The 24285-nt window shown below is 42.3% G+C and carries 16 protein-coding genes and 3 pseudogenes; 7 read left to right on the top strand and 12 right to left on the bottom strand.

Going from position 1 to position 24285, the window contains the following annotated elements; translation table 11 throughout:
* The first annotated feature begins 204 nt into the window (after positions 1 to 204).
* The 3 genes from FD724_RS06255 (at position 205) to FD724_RS06245 (ending at position 4637) form a co-directional block, all read left to right on the top strand.
* The gene (locus FD724_RS06255) at positions 205 to 1689 is read left to right on the top strand and encodes a CIA30 family protein (RefSeq protein WP_179071954.1); all 1485 of its coding nucleotides are present in this window, start codon (positions 205 to 207) and stop codon (positions 1687 to 1689) included.
* A gap of 244 nt (positions 1690 to 1933) precedes the next feature.
* Entirely contained in the window at positions 1934 to 2959 is a 1026-nt protein-coding gene (locus tag FD724_RS06250; RefSeq protein ID WP_179071953.1) for an LD-carboxypeptidase, read from the top strand.
* Positions 2960 to 3023: 64 nt separating this feature from the next.
* Positions 3024 to 4637, top strand: a complete 1614-nt coding sequence (locus tag FD724_RS06245) for an NAD(P)/FAD-dependent oxidoreductase (RefSeq protein ID WP_179071952.1) — start codon at positions 3024 to 3026, stop codon at positions 4635 to 4637.
* A 42-nt stretch (positions 4638 to 4679) separates the two neighbouring features.
* Here the strand turns inward: FD724_RS06245 and FD724_RS06240 are convergent, their stop codons facing one another.
* From FD724_RS06240 to hemW, 5 genes are all read right to left on the bottom strand, one after another.
* Positions 4680 to 5777, bottom strand: a complete 1098-nt coding sequence (locus FD724_RS06240) for an alkene reductase (protein WP_179075430.1) — start codon at positions 5775 to 5777, stop codon at positions 4680 to 4682.
* 425 nt (positions 5778 to 6202) lie between these two features.
* Complete coding sequence (locus FD724_RS06235) at positions 6203 to 6469, bottom strand: hypothetical protein (protein WP_179071951.1); 267 nt, start codon at positions 6467 to 6469, stop codon at positions 6203 to 6205.
* Between the two features lie 312 nt (positions 6470 to 6781).
* A complete protein-coding gene (locus FD724_RS06230; protein WP_179071950.1) occupies positions 6782 to 7903 on the bottom strand; it encodes a class I SAM-dependent RNA methyltransferase in 1122 nt (373 codons plus the stop codon).
* Between the two features lie 94 nt (positions 7904 to 7997).
* A complete protein-coding gene (locus tag FD724_RS06225) occupies positions 7998 to 8885 on the bottom strand; it encodes a UTP--glucose-1-phosphate uridylyltransferase (protein ID WP_179071949.1) in 888 nt (295 codons plus the stop codon).
* 45 nt (positions 8886 to 8930) lie between these two features.
* Positions 8931 to 10112 (bottom strand): radical SAM family heme chaperone HemW, encoded by a 1182-nt coding sequence (hemW, locus tag FD724_RS06220; protein ID WP_179071948.1) that lies wholly within the window; start codon positions 10110 to 10112, stop codon positions 8931 to 8933.
* 405 nt (positions 10113 to 10517) lie between these two features.
* Here hemW and FD724_RS06215 point away from each other — a divergent pair, with 405 nt between their 5' ends.
* Positions 10518 to 11594, top strand: coding sequence for a PIN/TRAM domain-containing protein (locus FD724_RS06215; RefSeq protein ID WP_114080131.1), 1077 nt, complete (start codon positions 10518 to 10520; stop codon positions 11592 to 11594).
* Between the two features lie 64 nt (positions 11595 to 11658).
* Here FD724_RS06215 and FD724_RS06210 read toward each other — a convergent pair whose 3' ends face one another.
* Positions 11659 to 11898, bottom strand: coding sequence for a hypothetical protein (locus tag FD724_RS06210; RefSeq protein ID WP_256874468.1), 240 nt, complete (start codon positions 11896 to 11898; stop codon positions 11659 to 11661).
* Positions 11899 to 12245: 347 nt separating this feature from the next.
* Here FD724_RS06210 and FD724_RS06205 point away from each other — a divergent pair.
* Together FD724_RS06205 and FD724_RS06200 are read left to right on the top strand one after the other, a co-directional pair.
* Positions 12246 to 13541 (top strand): annotated as a pseudogene (locus FD724_RS06205) (IS4 family transposase); the annotation flags it as partial.
* A 432-nt stretch (positions 13542 to 13973) separates the two neighbouring features.
* Positions 13974 to 15108, top strand: a pseudogene (locus tag FD724_RS06200) (ISAs1 family transposase).
* A 255-nt stretch (positions 15109 to 15363) separates the two neighbouring features.
* On the opposite strand, the pseudogene FD724_RS06195 reads toward FD724_RS06200, so the two are convergent.
* From FD724_RS06195 to FD724_RS06170, 6 genes and pseudogenes are all read right to left on the bottom strand, one after another.
* Positions 15364 to 15930, bottom strand: a pseudogene (locus FD724_RS06195) (Rpn family recombination-promoting nuclease/putative transposase); the annotation flags it as partial.
* Positions 15931 to 16002: 72 nt separating this feature from the next.
* Positions 16003 to 16389, bottom strand: a complete 387-nt coding sequence (locus FD724_RS06190; RefSeq protein ID WP_179071946.1) for a VOC family protein — start codon at positions 16387 to 16389, stop codon at positions 16003 to 16005.
* An 81-nt stretch (positions 16390 to 16470) separates the two neighbouring features.
* Positions 16471 to 16998 carry a PEP-CTERM sorting domain-containing protein gene (locus FD724_RS06185; protein WP_179071945.1) on the bottom strand — a complete coding sequence of 176 codons (528 nt, stop codon included), beginning with the start codon at positions 16996 to 16998 and terminating at the stop codon, positions 16471 to 16473.
* Positions 16999 to 17055: 57 nt separating this feature from the next.
* Positions 17056 to 17514 (bottom strand): hypothetical protein, encoded by a 459-nt coding sequence (locus FD724_RS06180; protein WP_179071944.1) that lies wholly within the window; start codon positions 17512 to 17514, stop codon positions 17056 to 17058.
* 41 nt (positions 17515 to 17555) lie between these two features.
* Positions 17556 to 19220, bottom strand: a complete 1665-nt coding sequence (locus FD724_RS06175) for an iron uptake porin (RefSeq protein WP_179071943.1) — start codon at positions 19218 to 19220, stop codon at positions 17556 to 17558.
* A gap of 122 nt (positions 19221 to 19342) precedes the next feature.
* On the bottom strand, positions 19343 to 22366 hold the full coding sequence (locus FD724_RS06170) for a bifunctional YncE family protein/alkaline phosphatase family protein (protein WP_179071942.1): 3024 nt from the start codon (positions 22364 to 22366) through the stop codon (positions 19343 to 19345).
* 348 nt (positions 22367 to 22714) lie between these two features.
* Here FD724_RS06170 and FD724_RS06165 point away from each other — a divergent pair, with 348 nt between their 5' ends.
* Positions 22715 to 24097 (top strand): esterase-like activity of phytase family protein, encoded by a 1383-nt coding sequence (locus FD724_RS06165; RefSeq protein WP_256874467.1) that lies wholly within the window; start codon positions 22715 to 22717, stop codon positions 24095 to 24097.
* Positions 24098 to 24285 lie beyond the last annotated feature (188 nt).

The raw sequence follows: 24285 nt of genomic DNA, 5'->3' as shown, positions 1-24285 counted from the left end.
AACCTGGATTTCTCACTTGTGAGAAATCCAAGGGGTGTGGGAGGTGTGGGATGTGTGGGAGGTTGGGAGGTGTGGGAGGATGGGGAAGAAGTCTTACCCCCCCACACTCCCCACACTCCTCTTCCCCTGAAGCCTACACTATGCGTGATAAATCTGGGAACTAGCTCATTGGGCTAGACTAGAGGTAGTTATGAGGACGCAAATATGACTGACAAAAATCGTTCTCAATGGGACTTAGGCAGGTTTATCGAAACCCTGACTTACTTTGAGGTAATTCCTTTCCTTAACTGGGTACAGCAGTTAATCCAAGGCCGTCCAAAGGATAATCAAGATAGACCCAATGGAGGAAGAAACGTGGGTGTAATACTAGTAGCAGGTGCAACAGGTGGTGTAGGTAAACGAGTGGTGCAGCGATCGCTCCAACGGGGTTATAAAGTTCGCGCCCTAGTTCGAGACATTGACAAAGCACGGTCGATTCTAGGTAATGATATAGACTTAGTAGTTGCGGATATCACAAAACCAGAAACTTTAACTCCTTTAGTTATGGCTGATATCCAAGCTGTAGTTTGCTGCACAGCAGTGCGCGTGCAACCAGTTGAAGGAGATACAGCCGATAGAGCCAAATATTATCAAGGTGTTAAATTTTACCAGCCAGAAATTGTTGGCGACACCCCAGAAAATGTAGAATATCAAGGTGTCAAAAACTTAGTCCAAGCGGCTGCAAAATATTTACCCCAAGCAAACGAAAAACCGATATTTGATTTCACCAAGCCATCAGCAGAATTAAAAGATAACTGGGGGGCGTTGGATGATGTTGTTATGGGTGGCGTGAGTGCCAGTAATATTCAATTAGTAGAAAATACAGCTTTGTTTGCTGGTAATGTCTCCACCGCTAACTCTGGCGGATTTGCATCTGTTAGAACTAAGAATTTTGATCCGCCCTTCAACTTATCCGGTTATGAAGGTGTGAAATTGCGCGTCAAAGGTGATGGACAACGTTATAAAATATTCCTACGAACAGATACAAAATGGGATGGCATTGGCTACAGCTATTCTTTTGACACAGTAGCTAATACTTGGATAGATGTTCACATTCCCTTTGCAGATTTGATTCCCGTCTTTCGGGCAAAAGTTGTCAAAGATGCGCCGCCTATTGAGCAGAATAGAATTTGTTCATACCAATTGATGTTGAGCAAATTTGAATATGATGGGGCTTTGAATCCCAAATTTTCCCCTGGTGGTTTTACTTTGCAATTGGAATCAATTAAAGCCTACGGCGGTACAACTTTACCACAATTTATCCTAGTCAGTTCAGCAGGCGTAACTCGTCCCGGTCGCCCTGGCATTAATTTAGATGAAGAACCGCCAGCAGTGAAGTTAAATGACCAATTAGGAGGAATTCTAACTTGGAAGTTGAAGGGAGAAGATAGTTTAAGAGAAAGCGGAATTCCTTATACGATTATTAGACCTTGTGCTTTAACTGAAGAACCAGGAGGTAAGGAATTAATATTCGAGCAAGGCGATAATATTAAGGGCAAAATCAGCCGTGAAGATGTGGCAGAACTTTGCGTGCAAGCGCTAAAAATAGCACCAGCTTGTAATATCACCTTTGAGGTAAAACAGACAGACAATACTGTTAACTCTATTGATTGGCAGAGGCTATTTTCTAACTTAGTAAAGGATAAATAAGTGAATTGACTACAGACTTATACTCCAATACCCTTGGGTTAATAAAAATAGTAGCAACTGTCTTAAAAGTCAAGCGATCGTTAACAAAAAATAGCAACTGGGAAGATTGACGCAACAGGGGAATGCTGCGCTCGATTCAGTGGTGCCTGATACGGGCAAAAAGACTTGTGGCTCTTGGTCAAGATGTTCGCATCGCCACTGAACCTTACCCAGTTGCTGGATTTCGCTTGTAGGCAAAAAGAGCATGAATATCAAACGTCGGGAATTTATTACAACCTGTGGACTAGCTACCTTAGCCACCCAGATACCATCATTTACTGCCCAAGGTAAGGCATCTCCAAACATTATCCGCAAACCGTCACGCCTACAAGTGGGTGATACTGTAGGATTAATCGCCCCTGCGGGTATTGTTGATGCTAAAGATATCGAAGCAGCACAGCAATCACTTTCCCAATTAGGGTTAAAAGTCAAGTTGGGGAAGCATATTCTAGACCGTTACGGCTATTTAGCGGGTAAAGATAGCGATCGCGCCCAGGATGTAAACTTGATGTTTAGCGATCGCACCATCAAAGCAATTATCCCTATGCGTGGTGGCTGGGGTTGTAATCGCATTTTACCCCTACTCAACTACTCACTAATCCGCTCCCATCCAAAAATTATCATCGGCTACAGCGATATTACGACGCTGTTGTTGGCAATTAACGCCCGTAGTAAAATGATTACTTTTCATGGGCCAGTTGCCACATCTACCTGGAATCAATTTACAGTCGATTACTTCAAACGCATCCTATTTAATGGTGAAGCAGTGACTATGCAAAATCTCAACCCTAGCGAAGTGCGGGTGGAGACAATAGCACCAGGAAAGGCAACGGGTAAACTCATCGGTGGAAACTTATCAGTGCTATCAGCGATGGTAGGTTCACCTTATCTACCTTCTTGGAACAAAAGCATCCTATTTGTGGAAGAAATTGGCGAGGATGTTTACCGGATAGATAGAATGCTGACGCAATTAAAAACTGCTGGGATACTTAATCAAATTACTGGCTTTATCTTTGGGCAATGCACTAAATGTAGTCTTGGGGATGAACCATCATTTACATTAATGCAAGTATTGCAACAACACCTACTTCCTTTAGGGATTCCTGCTTGGTATGGTTCAATGATTGGTCATATTAAAGATAAATTTACCTTGCCAATCGGTGTGGAAGTGGAAATAGATGCTGAACTTGGGATAATACGAATGTTAGAGTCGGCTGTCAGTCTGGTTTAAGCATCAGCTCTACCACAGTGACTTTGATTAAAATTTTGATAGATAGTATGAATTTCTCCTCGCCATGTTACGACTAACAGAAGTAAAGCTCCCGCTCGATCATCCTGAAGATGAGATCAAGACTGCCATCCTCAAAAAGCTGCAAATTACGGACGAAGAATTGATCGGTTATTCCATCTTCAAGCGTAGCTACGATGCCCGTAAGAAAGGAGAGATCGCTCTTGTTTATATTCTGGATGTAGAAACAACTCAAGAAACTCATCTACTCAAGCGCCTGAAGAAAGATCCCCATCTGATGGCTACGCCAGACATGAGTTATCGCCCAGTGGCCAAAGCACCGAGCAATTTGGCGATTCGCCCCATTGTCATTGGTACTGGGCCTTGTGGGTTATTTGCAGGTTTGATGCTTGCACAAATGGGTTTCCGTCCCATCATTTTAGAGCGTGGGAAAAAAGTTCGCGATCGCACTGCTGATACCTTTGGCTTTTGGAAGAAAAAATCAGACTTCAACCCCGAATCTAATGCCCAGTTTGGCGAAGGTGGAGCGGGTACATTTTCCGATGGCAAACTCTACAGTCAAGTCAAAGATCCTCAACATTATGGGCGTAAGGTATTAACCGAACTCGTCAACGCCGGAGCCTCACCAGAAATTCTCTATATCAATAAACCACATATCGGCACCTTCAAACTGGTGGGAATCGTCCAAAGTATGCGTGCCAAAATCGAATCCCTCGGCGGCGAAATTCGCTTTGAAAGTCGGGTGGAAGATATTAACATCGAAAATGGACAAGTGCGGGGAGTCACCCTTGCCAGTAAGGAATATATCGCCAGCGATTATGTAGTTCTGGCAGTGGGACACAGCGCCCGCGATACCTTCCAAATGCTATACGATCGCGGCGTTTACATCGAGCCTAAACCTTTTTCCATCGGCTTTCGGGTCGAACATCCCCAGTCTCTCATCGATCAATGTCGTTTTGGCCCTCAAGCTGGTCATAAGCTTTTAGGTGCTGCCGATTATAAACTGGTTCACCACTGTCAAAATGGTCGTTCTGTTTATAGTTTTTGTATGTGTCCAGGAGGCTTGGTGGTTGCAGCTGCATCTGAACCGGGGCGACTTGTCACCAATGGGATGAGCCAATATTCTCGCAATGAGCGTAATGCTAATAGTGCGATCGTTGTGGGCATCACACCCGAAGATTATCCGGGCAATGCCTTGGCGGGAATTGACTTCCAACGGCGCTTGGAAGAACAGGCTTTTGAATTAGGCGGTGGAACTTATGAAGCTCCAGGGCAGTTGGTAGGTGACTTTCTCAACCATCGCCCCTCTACAGCATTGGGCACTGTTAAACCGTCTTATACACCAGGGGTACACTTGGGCGATTTGAGCCAGAGTTTACCAGATTATGCGATCGCAGCCATCCGCGAAGCCCTTCCCGCTTTTGACAAAAAAATCAAAGGTTTTGCGATGGATGATGCCGTTTTAACTGGGGTGGAAACCCGCACCTCATCACCGATTCGGATTAAACGCAAAGAGGATTATCAAAGTTTAAATACAGTCGGTCTTTATCCGGCTGGTGAAGGCGCGGGATATGCAGGGGGAATTCTCTCGGCGGGTATCGATGGGATTAAGGTAGCGGAGGCGGTAGCTTTAAGTATTTTGAAAAATTGCGTAGTTTAAAAAGTTTTTGCAACACAACTCGCATGGGCGTTGTTATGCCACTCAATGGAGTTGCGACAGGGTTTTATAGTCTGTGTAGCCATGTTCACTACCACCATAGAACGTTCTGACATCACTTTCGCTCAGGGGGGCATTGAGCCGTAGCCGATCCACTAAGTCAGGGTTAGAGATGAACAGTCGCCCGAAAACGATGGCATCAGCCCGCGCGCTTGTAATTGCTTCATCACCTCGTTGTCGATCAAATCCACCCACAGCTATCAGTGTTCCTTGGTAAACGGGACGTAGGAGATCAATGGGGTTAAACTTCGGTGCAGTTCCTCTGGCGTAACCTTGGTCATACCCTACGTGCAAGTATGCCAAACCCAATGGACTGAGTGATTTTGCGACATAGGTGTAAGTTTCGGCAGGATCGTCATCAAATGTGTCGTTAACTGTGAAGCCGGGGGCAATCTTGACCCCAATCCGCTCCGCTCCCCGGACGCTACACAGAGCATTGACTACTTCGAGCGTGAAGCGAGTTCGATTCTCCAATGTACCACCATAGGCATCGGTGCGTTGGTTGGAGCTGCTGACTTGGAACTGGTTGGGTAGATATCCAGTTGCTGCATGAAGTTCCACACCATCAAAACCTGCTTCAATAGAGAGTTCTGCCGCTCTGCGGTACTCCTCTACTATTTCGGGTATTTCGTCCAACTCTAACGGACGGGGTATCTCGAAAGGGACTTTGCCATCCCAAACGTGAACTTCTTCGGACACCACCGGGACAGCCGAAGGTGCGATCGGTCGGGCATGGTTAGGTAATAGGGAGGAATGCGACACCCGTCCAGCGTGCATCAGTTGCACAAATATCCGACCTCCAGCAGCATGAACTGCATCTGTCACTTTTCGCCAGCCTGTAACCTGCTCCTCGTTGTGCAACCCAGGACAGGTTGTGTAACCTCGCCCCATTGGACTTGGATGCGTCCCTTCCGTAATAATGAGTCCCGCCGAAGCTCGCTGGGTGTAGTATTCGACCATTAGGGGGGTAGGTACACACTCAGTAGTTGCCCGGAGACGGGACATCGGAGACATGATGATGCGGTTGGGAAGATCGAGCGAACCTAGTCTAACTGGCGCGAACAGTCCTGATTTTTCTGGCATTGGCATTTTTCCTCTTCTAGAACCAGGGCGATAGCGTAGCGGTAGCGAGTCCAGGAGCGTCTGCCTGCGGCGGTAAACTACGCTCCATCGACAACCTCAATAAATACTGCCCTACAGATAACTTCAAGATAACTGAATCTGGAACGCTGACAAATAGCTCTGATTAATTGCCTCCATAGATCGCCTTGCGGCATCACTACTTATTAGTATGGAAAGCTTGCATATAATCTTTTTCTTGATGACGACAAATAGAGCATTACAGCCAATGCCTGTCATTTGCCTTTTACACCATTATTTTTAATATCAAGCCCTACCTAGATACTTTCGAGGCAGGGCTTTGGTTTTTATGCCTGGAGTCGATATGCAATCATGCCTCAAGCGCGATGGCGTACACGCACTTTCCGGTGGCGATCGCAATGGGAAATTTAGCCGAACGTTAAAGCTGGTTCTTCACAGAAGTTAAATAGGGCTGACTCACTTTCTGATTCATCTTCAAATACAGCAGAGATGTACCATTCACAGGGCGAATCATTCGTATATTCAGCCCAAGCAATTGTTACTGTTTCACCCGATGGAATCCCTGAATCACTCAAGTTAAATGAAGCCCAATCTTCATCATCGACAGATACCCACAACTCTGTAATTGCTTGTTCGGTATCATTGGTAACAGTAAAGGTGAATTGATCTGACATAAATGGCCCTGCCTTTTAGCGATAAATAAATTGCAGATTGTCAGTCACCGATTATACTGCCACTTTTTTCAAAAGATGCCATGCTAACTGCTGCAATATATATCCAGAGGTAGTTTCAAACTTTTTTTGGCTAAATTTAATTTTATTAAATAGTGTTAAAAACATCACTGATGAGTCTATGGAGATAAGCAATGCTATGCAACAGCAGGTTTAGGTTGTGGTTCGGTTAAGGCAAAAGACGCGATGAATCGCGTCTTTGTGATCTAACAGAAGTAGTTGAGAGCGATCGCTAAACCATACTACAAATCGCCCTTAATACAACTCATATTTCATTAACTGACAAGGCAGCGCTCCGTTGTACACCGCAATTCGCTTGGATGATTTCAGCCCAATGCATTGAGACAATTCCTTGTTGCCACTCAGCACAAATGCAGTCCAGCCTTTGAAGCGTTGTTTCAGCACATCGCCCAAAAGTTTATAAAATGCCCCTAAATCAATATCTCGCCCTAGCCGTTCGCCATAAGGTGGATTACAGAATAAAATCCCACTGTCTGCGGGGGCGACAACATCAGCAAGCTCCATTTGAGAAAACCATACATGATTATCAACGCCACAGTTTTGGGCATTGTTAATGGCTTGCTCGATTATATTTTCATCGCGATCGCTTCCCCAAATAGGTGCGGGAAGGGTATCCAGTTGGCTGTCCTTAGCTTCTTGGAGCAGCTTTTCTAAAAGGGACAGATCAAAATCGAGCCAATTTTCAAATCCAAAGGACTCACGAAACAGCCCTGGTGCTATGTTCAGTGCCTTTAAGCTAGCTTCTAGGGGTAAAGTCCCAGATCCACAGAGAGGATCGTAGAACATTTGGTTTGGCTGCCAGCCCGAAAGTTGAATCAGAGCAGCAGCCAGAGATTCCTTGAGAGGTGCTGATCCAACCGCAGGGCGATAGCCTCGGCGGTGTAGACTATTTCCAGAACTATCGAGTTTAACGGTACAAAAGTCGCGCTCAATGTGAACATTAACCCGCACATCTGGTTCATGAAGTTCTACATTTGAACGCTCACCCAGCTTTTCCTGCTGCTGATCGACGATCGCATTTTTGACCTGTAGAGATGTGAAATGGCTGTGGTTGAGGTGATCGTTTTTGCCTGTGACATTCACCGCCAGCGTCATGTCTGGCGTAAGATAGTTTTGCCAATCGATAGTCTGAATGCCGCGATAAAGATCCTTAGCATCAAGGCATGGAAACTCATGGATATCCACCAAGATTCGGAACGGTAGCCTAGCCCAGAGGTTGACGCGATAAAGCAAAGTGCGATCGCCCTCAAAGGCAACACCGCAAAATCCTGGCTCCACAGAATGGGCACCCAGTTGCTCTAACTCCTGAGCCGCCAGGGTTTCTAATCCGCGAGCAACTGTTGCAAAATAATTCATAATTCGTAATTCGTAATTAAAGGCTACTGAGACGCTCAGATCCCCGACTTCTTGAAGAAGTCGGGGATCTTTTTGTTTTGAAACTCAGATTAATCTAGAAATTTCTAAAATCAATCATTGTCTGACGATAAGCATCTGGTAAACCTGTATCAAAACAGTTACCTTTAACAATATATCCTGTCATTCCCTCTTCCTTACGCAATCTTTCCAGACAGGATGTTAACTGAAATTCACCTCGTTCTTGGAAATTTTGCTTGATGTGTTCTGCTAGAAAGTCAAAAATTTTCGGCGTAAGTAAATATAAGCCAAATATACCTAAAAAATCATTTTCTGACATTCCCTCTACACGCAAATGTTGTTGTGCATACTCAATAGTAGGTTTTTCATAGAGTTGTGTGACTGATAAAATCGAGTTTAACTCTTGCCAAACTCCTGTAACACAACCAGCTTTATGAATAATTTCTGCTGGCATTGTAGTTAAACCAACAACGCTTTGATTAACTTGTTCGTAAGTACCTAAAACTTGACTAGCACAAGATTTTTCAATATCAGATGTATAAATGTGGTCGCCCAACATTAACAGAAATGGCTCATCTTTTATCCAATCTTTAGCACAAAATACCGCATGACCATAACCTAATTGTTCCTCTTGCAATAAGATGGTGACTTTGCTACCTAAATCTTCAAGATATCGGCTATATTCTTGATTTTGCGGTGAAAGTTTATCTAAAAGTTCTTTTTTGGGTGGATTTTTCAATAAATCTGCAAATATTTCTTGATCGTCCGGTTGCACCACGATCCCCACTTCTGCAATTCCAGCACTAATTGCCTCTTCGATAATTGCGAGAATCACAGGTTTTGCCCTCCCATCTCGATCAATAATCGGGAAAAGTTCTTTTTTCACAACCTTAGTCGCTGGAAACAACCGAGTCCCAAAACCAGCTACCGGAATTACAGCTTTTCTAACTTGATTTTTCTGCATAAACCTCGCCTCCTCTCTCTGCGGACTCTGCGCCTCTGCGGTTCGTCACCCCAACTTCTCAAACAACTCCGCCAACACCACATTAGAAAACAAAAACCCTTGGGGATCAATCAAACGCAACCTTCCCTCTGTAACTTCTACCCAACCTTTATCAAAATATCCTTGCAAACACCTGCAAACTTCCTCCACCTTCTCTTCGCCAAACGCCTCCGCCAACGCCGCCAAACTCAAACCCTCCGCCAAACGCAACCCCAACATTAACGTTTCTAACAATACTTCCTTTGGGGGGGTAAGATCACAATCAATTACACCGCCAGCTTGTACCCACTGATAATACTCCCTAGTCTTACGCGGACGAGTGAAACGTTTCCCCTCAACATAACTCGCCGCACCCATACCAAAGCCGTAGTAAGGGCGGTTTTCCCAATAAACTCGATTATGCCGACACTGATGCTTAGGTTGAGCATAATTGGAAATCTCATAATGCTCATAACCCGCACTAGTCAAAACCTGCTGCGCCATCTGGTACATTTTGACTGTGGCTTCATCCGTAGGCAAAGGAGTATCACCTGGTTTGTAGTAACGACCAAAGGCTGTACCTGGTTCGATGGTAAGATCGTATATGGAAATGTGAGTGGGTAAAAGTTCTACCGCTTTAGTTAGAGAATCCTGCCATTGATCCAAAGACTGATGCGGCAACCCAGAAATTAAGTCTAAGCTAAATTCGGGAATCTCGACTTGGTGGATTAACTCCACAGCTGCGAAAATATCTTCAACTGAGTGCGATCGCCCCGCCCTTTGCAATAATTCTTTTTGAAAGGCTTGTACACCCAAACTTACCCGGTTCACACCTGCACTGCGATAGCCTACTATATGCGCTAAATCAAAGGTACCTGGGTCAATTTCCATAGAAATCTCTGCCCCAGATGCAATACCAAAATGCTTCTCCAATTCTCCCACTATCCGTTGTAGCTGTTCTGTTGATAGCAGCGAAGGAGTACCACCACCGAAGAAAATTGTCTTTAGGGGTTGACCAAAGGTTGGTGTAATGGCAATTTCTTTACATAGCACCTCAACATATTGGGAGATAGTACCAGATGTTTCGCCCCGCAAGCGATCGCCCACAACAGACACCGGGAAATCACAATAAAAGCATCGCCGTCTGCAAAAGGGAATATGCACATAAGCAGAACTCGCAATTCCAGAAACACTAAATTTTTGACTCATTTTGAGAAAAGGTTTAAGTTAAGCCAACTGCGAATTAGAGACAATGAAAATGAAGAAAGAATTCAGGAGTCAGGAGTCAGGAGCCAGAATAATCGTAAAAGCAAGCGTGCAATAACTTCTTGATTTTATTAAAATTATTAAGTTTGGGTATCAAAGTCTTCTTAATTCTGACTTCTGGATTCTGGATTCTGAATTCTTGCAAAATGAGCAGTTAATTTACAAATTTTTGTCGTTTTACAAAGAAACAATGAAAAATATTAAGATAAAAGCCTTTAGTTATAATAATTGCAGATATTGTCAGCCTAAACCCTTAGTCTAAGTCAATATTGATTAGTTTATCTTACCGATGAAATAAAAAATACTTAAGTTTGTCGGTGAACACAGTTGCAGGAAAACAACATAACCATGCTTGACGCAATTATCATTTTCTCATTTATCCTGGCAGCTTCGGGAATAGGGTTCTACAGCACTGAACTACTACCCAATGGCACTCTCGATCAGGTAACGAATCTAGAAGCTTTACGCTTAGTTGTTGCCGTCTTTGCCGCTATTATTGGTGGTGCGATCGGGCTGAGTTTCCAGACGACATATCGCCGTCTAGAATCACAAGTCAAAGAAATGCCTCTGGAAGTGATCTTAACTCGTGCCATTGGGTTAGTAATTGGCTTGTTGCTAGCTAACCTCATGTTAGCCCCACTATTCTTACTACCCATCCCCGCGGATTTTGGATTTATTAAGCCGCTTGTGGCAGTTGTCGGTAGTATTATCCTCTCCGTCACTGGTATGAATTTGGCAGACACCCACGGGCGAGGTTTATTGCGGTTCATTAATCCCAACACTGTCGAATCGATGGTTGTGGAAGGAACGCTAAAACCAGCTAATACCAAAGTTTTAGACACCAGTTGCATTATCGATGGTCGCATTGAAGCGCTATTAGAAACAGGGTTTCTGGAAGGACAAATTCTCGTACCGCAATTTGTCTTGCAAGAACTCCAACAAGTAGCGGATGCTAGCAAAGATCAAAAGCGCGTGCGGGGAAGGAGAGGACTAGAAATTCTCAACCGTATTAAGGAAGAATATCCCGATCGCATTTTGATTAATGCAGTTGACTACGAAGATATCCCCACAGTGGATGCCAAGTTGGTACGCTTTGCCCAAGAAATTAGCGGTACATTGCTAACCAACGACTACAACTTGTCTAAAGTAGCCAGCGTTCAGAAAGTCCCTGTTTTGAATGTGAATGATTTAGTGAATGCCGTCCGTCCCAGTTATTTACCTGGCGACAACCTGGATTTAAAAATTCTCAAGGAAGGCAAAGAACCCAGTCAAGGTATTGGCTACCTAGATGATGGCACGATGGTAGTAGTTGAAGAAGGCAGCAATTATGTGGGTGGTGAACTGCGAGTAGTAGTCACCAGTGCTTTGCAAACCACCGCAGGAAGAATGATTTTTGCCAAACCCCAAGCATCAGCATTGGCGTGAGGGAAATGTTCGGTGCAATTAAATATAAATTGTGCAATCGGTGCAGTCAACCTGCACCGATTATTTATTTTGAATCACCAGATTTGCTTACCTGCAAATACTGTAACTGCTCAATTGATAACCCTGTCAATCTTGCTATCTGTTCTAATGGCATACCAGTATTAAAAAGGTTACTTGCCACTTCAAGTAAAGCTTCAGCTTTCCCTTCAGCCTTCCCTTCGGCTTTCCCTTCGGCTTTCCCTTCAGCTTTCCCTTCAGCTTTCCCTTCTTGTAAAATATCTTGATAAATCGCTGACTCGCGCATAATGTCTGACCTCAAAACTCGTCTAATAACCAGGGCAAACGCATCTAAATATTGACGAGCCTGAATCAGGGCGAAATCATCCGTGAGAGGTTAGAACAAAGTGTTTTTTGTCAATCAGTTAAAATACTCAAAAAATCTTAAACAAGAATGATAATCGTGTTGAGGGTAGGGGGAGGAGGTGAGCGACGCTCACCTCCTCCCCCACCTATATTTGATTATCATTATCTTTAAAATGTTTAACTGCTTTTATAGGAGATGAAAAAGTATTGTAACGACGTAAAAAGTGGGCAGCATTGTTAGGTAAATTCAATTATCAAATGAGGTAATGAAAAGTTTGGTCTACCATTATGCCCAAGCGACAAAAACAAAACTCTGACCACGCGCACAAACATAATACTCCTACTATAGATAATGAGGCGATTTCTCAACACTTAGAAGCTTTATTAACACCAGCAGTTTTTGCTCAACAAAAATATTACAAGCAATTAGGATTACGAGATAGAATTCTGAATTTATCCTTAATGGTGGCAGCAGTATTAACACTGTTGTGGCGACAAGTTCCTGGCATTCAAGAGTTGAATCGTCTGTTAGCACGAGAAGGTTTATTATGGTGTCCTGTTACTAAAGTTGCCCAACAATCTCTTTCTGAAAGATTTTTAGTATTTCCATCTGAATTATTTGAGCGAGTATTTAAAGATCTGCTCCCTCAATTGCAATTTAATTGGCAGCAACGGCTCAGGCGGCCACTACCAGATAGTGTTAAGTTTACACTGCGTAATTTTGAACGAATTTGGATTGCTGATGGGTCAACTCTAGAAGCTTTATTTCGGAAGTTAAAAAGCCTGGAAGACTTGAAAGCAGGGCAACTAGCAGGTAAGATTTGTACAATTATTGATTTGGTAACTCGCTTACCTGTCGAAGTTTGGTTTCACACTAATCCCGCAGCATCAGACACTAATTTTGAAGCGGCATTACTAAATTTACTGCCTGCTAAAACTCTGATTTTACTTGACAGAGGTTTTTATCATTTTCAATTTTTGCAACAACTTATTAACCAAGAAGTTCATTTTGTTACACGTTTAAAAGTTAAAGCATCTATTAAATACTTAAAGATTTTTAGCTATGACCATTCGCTTAAAGACCGATTAATTCAACTTGGTACTATTCGTCGTGGCGCACCAGTACTGACTTTACGTCTAATTGAAATAAAAGTCGGTAAAACTAGCTATTCTTACATTACTTCTGTCCTAGACCCGCAAATATTACCTCCCTACGTTGTTGCTGACTTATATCGGAAAAGATGGAGGATTGAAGAAGCTTTCTATGTGGTCAAACGTTTATTGGGACTTTCGTATTTATGGACTGGTTCTATTAATGGTGTGAAGTTACAAGTGTGGGCAACTTGGCTCTTTTATGCAGTATTGGTTGACTTGGGAGATGCGGTTGCAGACGAATTATCTCTGCCATTTGACCGCATTTCTTTAGAGATGATTTTTCGTGGTTTATATCATTTTAGCGTCGCCTATGACAAAGGTAAGGCGGATGACCCAATTCAGTACTTCGCTGCCAAAGAAAATCAAGATTTAGGAGTAGTTAAAGCCCTGCGAAAACCAGTCTCCAAGCTGGATTTATCGCCTTTTCCCGCACCCTCTTGACAAAAGTGCAATCACTCTAACCTCTCACTGATGGGGCGAAATACACCAAGACTCAAACTACATAAGGCTTTGAGGAAATTAAATCTCACTCGTTATAAAAATGATAATCATTACGAGGGGGGAGTTAGAGGCAGCCGACGGCTGCCTGAGCTTTCACGGTCAGTTCTCCACTCTTCTAGCGTAGGTTTTCTCACAGTCTGATTCTCAATAGTTTTAGATTAATGACTAGGAATTATGAGAAGATCAGCACAAAGAAAAGCTCAATTTATGCGATCGCCGCCGGGAAGGACGGTTACACCATCGCCCTTCCGATCAAAGTGACTTTTACAGATGCTGTGAAAGTGAGGACGGCTGGCCTTCATTGAACGTGGTATTCTCACATTTATCAGAAAGAAGAATTACGTTCTTATTCTCCTCTCTATGAAGCTGAAACCCAAAATTACGATTGCTGACCATTTTGCGGTGATACAAGATCCACGAGTAGATCGCACCAAACGACATAAATTAATCGATATCATGACCATTGCCGTATGTGCTGTGATTTGTGGTGCGGATGGTTGGGTAGCCGTAGAGACTTATGGTTGTGCAAAGTATGAATGGTTAAAAACATTTTTAGAATTACCAAATGGGATTCCGTCCCACGATACATTTGCAAGAGTATTTGCACAAATAAATCCTCAACAGTTCCAGGAATGTTTTCTGAGCTGGATGAAATCAATACAGAAGATAACTGATGGTGAAGTTGTCGCGCTTGATGGGAAAACTTTACGTGGTTCTTATGATACAAGTAGTGACCAAAGCGCAATTATAATGGTAAGTGCCTGGGCAACTACAAATAAATTAGTGCTGGGACAAGTAAAAGTAGATCAAAAATCAAATGAAATTACAGCAATTCCAGAATTATTAAAGGTATTAGAACTGTCAGGATGTATTGTGACCATTGATGCAATTGGCTGCCAGAAGGAGATTGTGAAGCTAATCACACAGCAAAATGCAGATTATGTAATTGGGTTAAAGAAGAATCAAGGAAATCTTTATGATGAAGTAGAAAAACTATTCTCTTCAGGCATAGCTACAGGATTTGAGGGGATTGCACATAGCACGTATAAAACAGAAGAAACAGGGCATGGTCGTCATGAAATCCGCAATTACGTAATGTTCTCTCAAATTGAATCTCGGCTTAACCCAGATTCAATTTGGTCAAATTTTAATAGTGTTGGCATGGTAGAATCTGTCCGTTCATTCAATGGTGAAACAACGGTTTGAAACTCGGTATTTTATCAGTAGCCTTGAGTCAGATGCTAAACAGTTTGGTAATTCTATTCGCAGTCATTGGGGAATTGAAAATTCATTGCATTGGCTATTGGATGTTGCCTTAAGAGAAGATGACTGTCGAATTAGAAAAGATAATGCCCCACATAATTTTGCAATTCTCAGACATCTTGCAGTCAATCTTTTAAGTCAAGAGAAGCGTGTCAAACGTGGAATCAAAAATAAACAGTTTCTCGCGGCGATGGATAACAAATACTTACTAAGTATTTTAGCGTTAGCTTAAAATAGTACATCAAAACTTGAGTTGAATGTTTTACATAAAAGTTTTATTTATTCTCTAAGTAAATATATTCTTATGTAGCTCATAATTGAATTATTTTAGTATTGACGATTAGTCATTCAGTTGAAGATAAGCTAATTCAAATTTTGAAAAATATTTGATTTATTTTATTTATCATTTCACCGATTTTTGCAATTATCTATGTCATTTTGGAATCTCCCTTAGTTTTTATTAGTAAATAAGATGCGTTTGCCCTGGTCTAATAACCTCTTTATTTAATACTAAACCAGCTAAAATAGCCGTGGAAGCGGCAATATTACTTTGAGTTCTTGATTCTGTAATACCGTTAATTTCACGCGCCACTTCATTTAGTATAACTTCTGGTTCAATTGTACTACTCAACACTGCCAAAGGTAAAAGTCCAGGTGTTCTCAAAAATACTTCGGTTGGTTGTTCCCAAAGTCTGACAACTGTGAATTCATGGCGTGTTCCAGCAATTGTAAATGTATTTTGTTGCACCAAATCCGAATTTGTCTGCTTGAGGTAAATTACAACTTGATGCATTGATTTGTGGGGAAAACGGCGATACACTCGCAATCGATAGTCAATCATCCGAAAAGGAATTTCTGCATCGACTTGGGTTTGAAATTCCAAATGCAAGATGGTTTGCTCCGACTGTAGCAGGATTAAGGCATCAGCACGAATGGGTTCGATAGATAATTCTTTTGGACTTAATTCGGTTAAGGTAATGGGTTCGCCTAATAACCAAGTGGCGAAGTCGCTGGAGAAATTTTCAGCTAAAAATTTACATATATTTTCAAACATTTGAGAATTTTACCAAATAGCTTGTTCATTTGCTATTTATCTACAATTATTTAATCAAAAAATTTATATTTTCTAATTTTCATAAATTTCTAACGGCAAATTATCTGGATCTTTAAAAAAAGTGAATTTCTTACCTGTGATTTCGTCAATTCTGATATTCTCTGTTTCTACACCTTGGGAGTTTAAGTAAAAAACAGTTTCCTCAATATTGTCAACTTTAAAAGCAAGATGTCTTAACCCACAAGCCTCTGGACTACTAAATCGTTGCGGAGGATTGGGAAAAGAGAATAACTCTATCTGACCATTTTCGCCAACTTTTAAATCTAATTTATAAGAATTCCTTTCGGCACGAAAAGTCTCTTCAATAATCGAAAAGCCTAAAGTCTCGACATAAAAACTTTTAGAGCGATTGTAGTCAGAACAAATAATAGCTATATGATGAATGTCAGTAATTTTCATGGATATTTTGTTTTTTATACGATTATTAAGAGAGTATATGCAGTTGCGAATACAACCATATTACACTCTCTTAAGTGAAAATTAAGCTTTAATCTTTTTGATCGATCTTAACTTTCTGTTCAAGAACAAGCCAATGCCGCCAACCAGAAGTGTGCTATCTAAAGTACTAGGTTCAGGTACTTCTCGATAAGAAACTGTACCGGAATCAGGAGTTTCGGAGGATACGGAAAATAATGTTCCAGCAATTTCGTAACTTTTAGAAGGATTAACTTTGTCAAGGAAGTTGTACAGCAATCCAATCGATGCGTTATCTGCTAATGACACTGTTGGAAATGTAACGGGATAATCTGGATATTCAATATCATCCTTTGCAGTATAAATATTGGGGTCATTATCAAATTGAAAAGTCAACGCCTGAAGTGGCGCTACCGGGATATTATCATTACTGAAAGTTGAGTCATCAAAGCTAAATAAACCGTTCCCCTTAGCTGTAGAACTATCAACACTGAAAGCATAATTAACAATTGCAGCCGATACGGATTTAGTGCTTAAGATAGCCAAACTCAAAACAAGACTAGTAGCGATCGCTAATTGTGGAAACAATTTCATATCGATTATCCTCAAAATAGATTTGTGTAAGTGATCTCTAGAAACAACCAGCAAGAGTTACCAATCAGGTGTTGTTACAAGTAATTCTGTCCAAGGGGTGCAATCTGGTTCTTGAGCAGCATCTTGAGTAGGACGAGCATTGCACCCACGGACTTTAAATGTGTACTTAACAAGATCCCTGGCTCCCACATAAGTCCAACTACGTGCTGTTGGGTCATCAATTTGCGTCATATCATCTTTATCGTTGCCCCAACTTACTTGATAAAAATCATTTTTTTGACATACATCCCAAGCAATCTTAATTCTTCGCATTCTTGCAGTGTCTGCAACCAAGTTGTGTGGATTTCTAGAATCACAGGAAGAATTATCTGTTTTCTTCTCGCAGTTATTAGTACCAGGGGTGCATTCAGCTAGGGTTTTGATTGGGCGAATTAACCCAGCAGAAAGTGTTGTTAATAATATAACAGAGGTCAGACTATATCTGAAAAAGATGGAACTCAATCGTATTTTGTGCATAACAAATCCTTCAATTGTCTTGAATAAAACCACAGCAGAATTTAGAAGGTAAAGGTAGTTCTAATAACTCCCAGTACAGCATCACTGTTTTGATCGTCATGGTTGGGAGCAGTCAGCCAAATTAAACCAGGGGTGATGGTAATATTGTCTGAAACTGCATAGCTGTAAAAACCCTCAACGTGTAAAGAGGTATTTCTGTCTTGAGCAGAGTCGCGGTTTTGCGGTGCAACTATCTCCGTAAATACATTCGCAATCGCCTCATCAGCACCGGTTACTTTCGGCTCCATACCCACAACAATCCCCGCGAGATTGCCTTTTTTACCCAAATCCGGGAAAGCTAAAGCAACTGCATAATTCCAAATATCGGCATTCCCTAGGCCCAAAACGCGGGTTTTGGCAAAGCCAGCCCAAGCATTAATCAAAAAGCCGGAATTTACTTGATAGGATGCTTCCAAGCCGTAAGCGTTGGTGGAAGTCGGCGAATCAGTAACTAAGCCCAAGTTAGCCTTTTGGCTACCAGTACCTGGGATTGCCAAATCTTCACCCAAGTTATTGTAGGCGTTGACGTAAGTTAAACCGATACTGAGGCGATCGCTAGGTTGGAAAGTCAATTGAGCGATCGCACCGTAAGAACCATTGAATAAACCTCTGTTAGCGTTGGGGTTTGATGCTGTACTAGACAAATATCCCAAACTCAACTCCAACTGGTCAGAGAGGCGGTGTGTCAACCCAACTCCGGCTCCAGCAGGTAAAAAGTAGTAAACTGAGTTCCGACTGCCAAACTTGGATAAAGCACCACTGGCTCCCTCATCCCCATCCAAAAAGGGGTTGATTGTATCCACAAAATCTTCAACTTCCCCTTCGTTGGCAAAAAAAGTAACTTCGGTTTTTTTGCCTAGAGGAAATCTGTAATACAGTGTCTCAACTCCAACTTGATTATTTTCAGGATCTTCATCTCCAATTTCTGCATTAAAAGCTAGAGTCCCTTCTGGTAATCTAGTTCCAGTGCCACCTTCACTAGAGAAGTAATTGAGGTTAAGGGCTTGTAAGCGAACTCGGAGTAAGTCTTGTCCAGTGAAACTGGTGTCAAAGTTGAGGCGAACGCGATCGCCAAAAGTCGTGCTTCTCGGAATATCAGCATTATCGGCATCTTGTCCAGATGCAAACCCTGATAGAGCAAAAATTGCCTCACCATGAAGTTTTGTCGTGGTTGAAAACTGCTGTTTTTCCAGAGTTTCTAAGTGAGGTTCTAAAGCATCTACTCGACCCCGCAAACTTGCCAATTCAGACGCGAACTGTTCTTGTAATTTTTGCAGAGTTGCTAAATCTTCTTTTTTAACGATGTCAGTTGTTGCAGTTGAAATTAGTTCATTGACCCGATCTAAACAGGCATTAATTCCAGCCGCAAATTCGTAACGAGTTAAAGCCCGATTACCGCGATAAGTTGCATTAGGATAACCTGCAATACACCCATAACGCTCCACCAAAGATTGCAATGCACCGAATGCCCAATCTGTCGGCTGTACATCCGACAGTTGAGAAACAGATGTTACCTGTCCTGCTGATTCTTGAACAGTTCCCGTTTTAGCTGGAAGTGCGTTGGCATCGCCCGCCGCAGGCATCGCCCCAGTTGTGGTAGTGATTACCGAGAAGAGCCCCAAAGTCACTGGACAAATCGGCAACCACTTCCAAAACATTTTGACCATTTTTCTGTAATCCTCACACCATTTATTATCAATTCAAAAACAGGCAATCACACGAAAATTGACCTATTAAAATCCTTGTAAAGACGTAGCAGTGCTACGTCTTTATATCCAACCTCTAATACTTACTTCTTCGCTTCAGTAGAGTTATCTCTTTGACTTAATTCCCAATGCTTTAGCATTTGAGCGCGATTTTGCCGCAAGTCTTTACGGTTACGTTCTTCAGGATAAGGAATGCCATCGCCCTTAATTCCTGCCCAGAGAATTTCGTTGAACTCTTCTGGATCGAGCTTATCTTCACCTACAAAATTGAAGTCCTTGGTCATAGCAGCCCACCATTTTTTAGGATTTAGAATCGGCATAGCTGCTGTCTTTTCAACATTGCGATCTTGGCAAGCTGGTACTAGTTTTGGATCTACAGGATTGGTACACAAGTTACCTGGCACAATAGCTGTGTAAGGTTCAAAATTGGGTTCTCTAGTGAAAGCATCTGACATTGGTTCAGCATTAGCATCAGTAATTGCCAAATAGCCAATGTTTAACAAATCCTCCATTGTCCGCAATACACTAATGGTGTTGTAGTTAGTGCTGACGAGCGCACCCCGTTTTGTGTAGGGCGAAATAATGTAGGCTAAAGAACGGTGAGAATCAACGTGATCTGGCCCATTTTGGGAATCATCTTCAATGATGAAAATTGCCGTTTCTTTCCACTCCGGCAGATGAGAAATTTTCTCTACCAATTTGCCAATAGCATAGTCATTATCTGCCATTTGCAATTCAGGAGTATTTAGTCCAGCCAAAGCAGTACCAAAGGAGCCAAAATGATCGTGAGATAAACGCACAAGCATTAAATTGGGTAGTCCATTTTGCTTCAGATCCCTTTCCCATTCGCTGTACAAATAAGTATCAGCATTATTTTGATCGAATGACCGGAAGTAAAGGTCGGTTTTATCCAACAGTACAGTTTTGGTAACAGGAGCTTGAGGAATCTTGTCAGCGTAAGGAGTTGGGGAGATGGGGATATAAGTCGGGTTTTTTGGATCGGGTTTAGTAGGATCGCTTTGGCTAGTAGTGTAGGGAACTGCATTATCAACAAAGAAACCGTAATTACGTACAGTCTTGCCAGCACGTAGCGCTGTATCCCACAGATAACCACCAATGGCATCCGGCTGGAGATTACCATCACCTTCAGGAGCATCAACATCCCTGTCTCCAGGCAATATGGAAGAATGCCCAGAAGGATCTAAAATACCTGTGATACGGGTATTGATTGGCGATTTATTTGAGGAAGTTTGGGACAGTGCGAGACTGATATTCCGATTTGTACCTTCGTAATCGTAGGTTAAGCCGTTAAAGCCGGCGTTACCGTAAAGAACTGATTGAGTTTTTTCGGTGTAATCTGTAGTACGACCATAGGTAGACCAGTTCCAACCAACTCCACTCGATTCGCCACTGTCGTAAAAATTATCAAAAGTTGCGAAGCCAAAGGATAGCTTGTGATGGTTTGGTGAAATATTGTTGGGAAACAAGGTAAGTGTTGGGTCGCCATTACCGACAGGCAAGTCACCAAGTACTTGGTCATAAGTACGGTTTTCTTTAACTATGTAGATAACGTGCTTAATTTTGCCTTGTAAATACCTCATCGTCCGGTCAGGACGGCGATTGTAGAAACCATTATTTTTATCCACTTGCGCTGAAAGTGTACCCAGAGTCGCACCCTTGGGCACTGGAATAATTGAGATACCAGCTTTTTCTAAAGCCCAGTTGTACTCATTTTTAAAATTAGTATTGCGTGCTAGTCCTGCTGTAGTTGTCAGGTTTCCTGCGGGGTTGGGGCCAGAATTACTCTTGGCATTGACAACGTAAAGTCTTTGACCATCTTGACTGACGCTTACAGAATTGGGATACCAGCCAGTGGGGATGCGTCCATTTACTCTACCACCTTGCAAGTCCACAACAGCGATCGCATTCTCGCCCCCTAGAGTAACGTAAAGTGTTCGTCCATCTGGACTGAGGGTTAAAGAGTTAGGATTTGCACCTTTATATTTCTCACCAGGGCGAGACAAAGAGATGGTTTGAATAACCCGATTGTTATTTGTATCAATGACGGAAATCGAGTCATCATTACCATTAGCTACATACAGTCGATTTTGGCTAGACGAGAGCAGTACTTTATTTGGTTGGCTACCAATTGGTATACGCGTAATTTGTCCAGAAGTAATGTCAACAGCAAGGACTTCGTTGTCGCGCTGGCTACTAATGAAGACTTTAGCAGCTTGACCGTTTTCTGCACTCTTAATGGCTACATCAAAAGGAAATTCCCCGGTTGCTATTTTATCGCCTGGTCTAAAAAACTTAATTTCTTTAGTTACCTTACGGGTAGTAGTATCAACAATTGATATTGAGTCATTCTCAAAGTTTGCAGCCACTAAGGTTTTGCCATCCTTACTAACCGCAATACCCGCTACAACTGCTCCCGTTGCCACAGCCTTCGCTGGCGTATCTTTTAACAAACCGCCATCATATTTAGGAAACGGGTCAGTTTGGTTAGAATTGTGACCTAGTAAAATAAAGGGGGCATCTGGTAGGTACTGGCTGCCGTTAGACGCATAAACATAGACGCGATCGTCAATCCCACCTGATACAAAGAAGCGTGAGCCGTCTTTGGCCCAAGCTAAACCGTTATAGGTATTCGGAATATTAATCTGTTGCTTTTTAACCAACTTCCCGCTACTGACATCATAGACAAAAACCCATTCTGCTTTTGGAGTTGTTGTACTACTTGACTTGCCAGTTTGTGGGTCTAATACAGGATAAGTGAAAGTACTGCCCGTGTTTTCATTTTTGAAGTTTTGATTATAGCCACTGGTAAGCACCAGTAAAGTTTTTCCATCAGGGCTGAGGGCTGTGCTTACTGCTTCAGCCGCATCAGCATTATCATCCGTACGCAAACCAGTTGCTAAAGGTGCAAACGTTGAACCTGGTGCTGCTGCGGGTGTAATAGTTTGACCTGTGGGTAATAAAGCTGCCCCACCCTGTAAGTTACCAACGGGGCTGGTAGTTCGAGCGCTAACTGATTGTATATTTGCACTCAAGCTACTTAGGAACAAAAGACTTAATAGATACCCTTGATTTTTGCTAGGTTTCATGCAATTTTTCTATAATTAGGATAACCATCAAATAAAAATATTGATAGTCAATAGTTAAGCCATCAGTAATTTTTGGTTATGTTTTGGTAGTAGCAAGTCGTATTTAGTTAAGTTTTTTAAACCCTTTATTTCCTATTCAGTTACCGTTAAATCCTATGCTTTTGTGTGGTTTTTCTATCTCGCTAGCAGATTGAGAATACTACTACTGAGGGTTTTTATCTGGGCTTTAATAACCTTTGCTTAATCTAAGCTTAGTTTTCGCTTAACTATGAAAAATAGATACTAGTAAAAGTAAAAAAACTGGCAATATTCCTCAATAAATACTGTCTTTTAGAATATAGAACTGATATGCTCAACAAAAGTCTAATTTTGTCCTTGTTGACGTTATTTGCTGTGGCTCCTGCCGCCAATGCAGAGGTTAAATTAATTGCAATTGGGAGTCTAGATGGTAATATTAGCGATCGCTCCAACAAAACATCTGCTCCCCTTGAAAACGGCGTTCCGGGCAACCTATTGGGTGGTTTAGGGTCGGGATTGGCCTACGCTGGCTGTAACACCTTTATCGCTATCCCAGACCGAGGGCCAAATGCCGTGTCATACAACAGCGCTGTCAGTGACACAGCATCCTATATCAACCGCTTCCAAACTATCAAAGTGAAACTCTCACCAAGCAAGATTGGTTCAGCGTTGCCTTTCACACTTACCCCTTCCTTAATTGACACGACTCTGCTATTCAGCAATGAGCCTCTTTACTATGGGAATGGTGCGGGATTGGGTTTAGGCAGTGGTGTCCCAGCTTTGAATACTAAGAATAAAAACTATTTCACTGGACGCTCAGACAACTTCAACCCCACTCAAATCTCGACATATCCCAACAATGCCCGTTTCGACCCTGAAGGGGTGCGTGTATCCAATAATGGCAAGGAGATATTTATCTCTGATGAATATGGCCCTTATGTATATCAATTTAACCGCAATACAGGTAAGCGGATTAGGGTCTTTAACCTACCTAGCAAGTTTGCAGTCAGCAACTTAAGTCCCGTTAGTGATACAGAAATCACTGGCAACACGTCTGGTAGGGTTGCTAACAAAGGCATGGAAGGACTTGCGATTACTCCCAACGGTAAAACCCTGGTTGGCATTTTGCAGAGTCCACTGCTCCAAGACGGTGGTACTAATGGTGCTTATACCAGAATCGTTAAGATTGACATAGAAACAGGTGTCACCCAGGAATACGCTTATCAGCTAGATAATATTGGCACCTTGGCTAAACCGAAGTATCCCACCGTCAGCGAGATTTTGGCAATCAGCGATCGCGAATTCTTAGTAGATGAACGCGATGGCAAGGGCTTTGGCGACGGCTCAAAGGCTGCCTTCAAGAAAATATATCGGATCGATCTGACGAATGCTCAAGAAGTAAGCAATATCACCGGGGAAAGCAACCTTGTTGGCAAGGCGGTTAGCAAAACCCTGTTCCTTGATGTGGTGACTGCGCTAACTCAAAACGGCATCAAAGAAGAGGACATTCCCGCCAAGCTTGAAGGTTTAGCCTTCGGAGAAGATGTGGTTATCAACCGTGTGAAAAAGCATACGTTATTTATCGCCAATGACAACGACTTCGTAGGTACTATAGCGCCGGGTATTGACAACCCAAACAAATTTTTCGTCTTTGCGGTTGACACTACTGACTTACCAAGTTTCGTACCCCAGGATATCAAAGGAGAAGATTGATATTCAGTTCTGTTGAATAGCGATCGCTATGAGTTGCTAGAGTAGGTAAGACACCTACTCTACAAGCTCATAAGCTCAACTACTTACACTGATTGTGAGTACCAAATACATAGTATTCTTGTACCTGAACAGGAATTTGCTTATAAAATTGGGCACAAGTAAAAAATTAAAATTGCTATAAAACCTTT

This window comes from Nostoc sp. C057 (assembly GCF_013393925.1).
In the GTDB taxonomy this organism is placed as follows: Bacteria; Cyanobacteriota; Cyanobacteriia; order Cyanobacteriales; family Nostocaceae; genus Nostoc; species Nostoc muscorum_A.
Note: the sequence above shows the minus strand (reverse complement) of the source record. Positions and strands in the feature narration are given on the sequence as shown.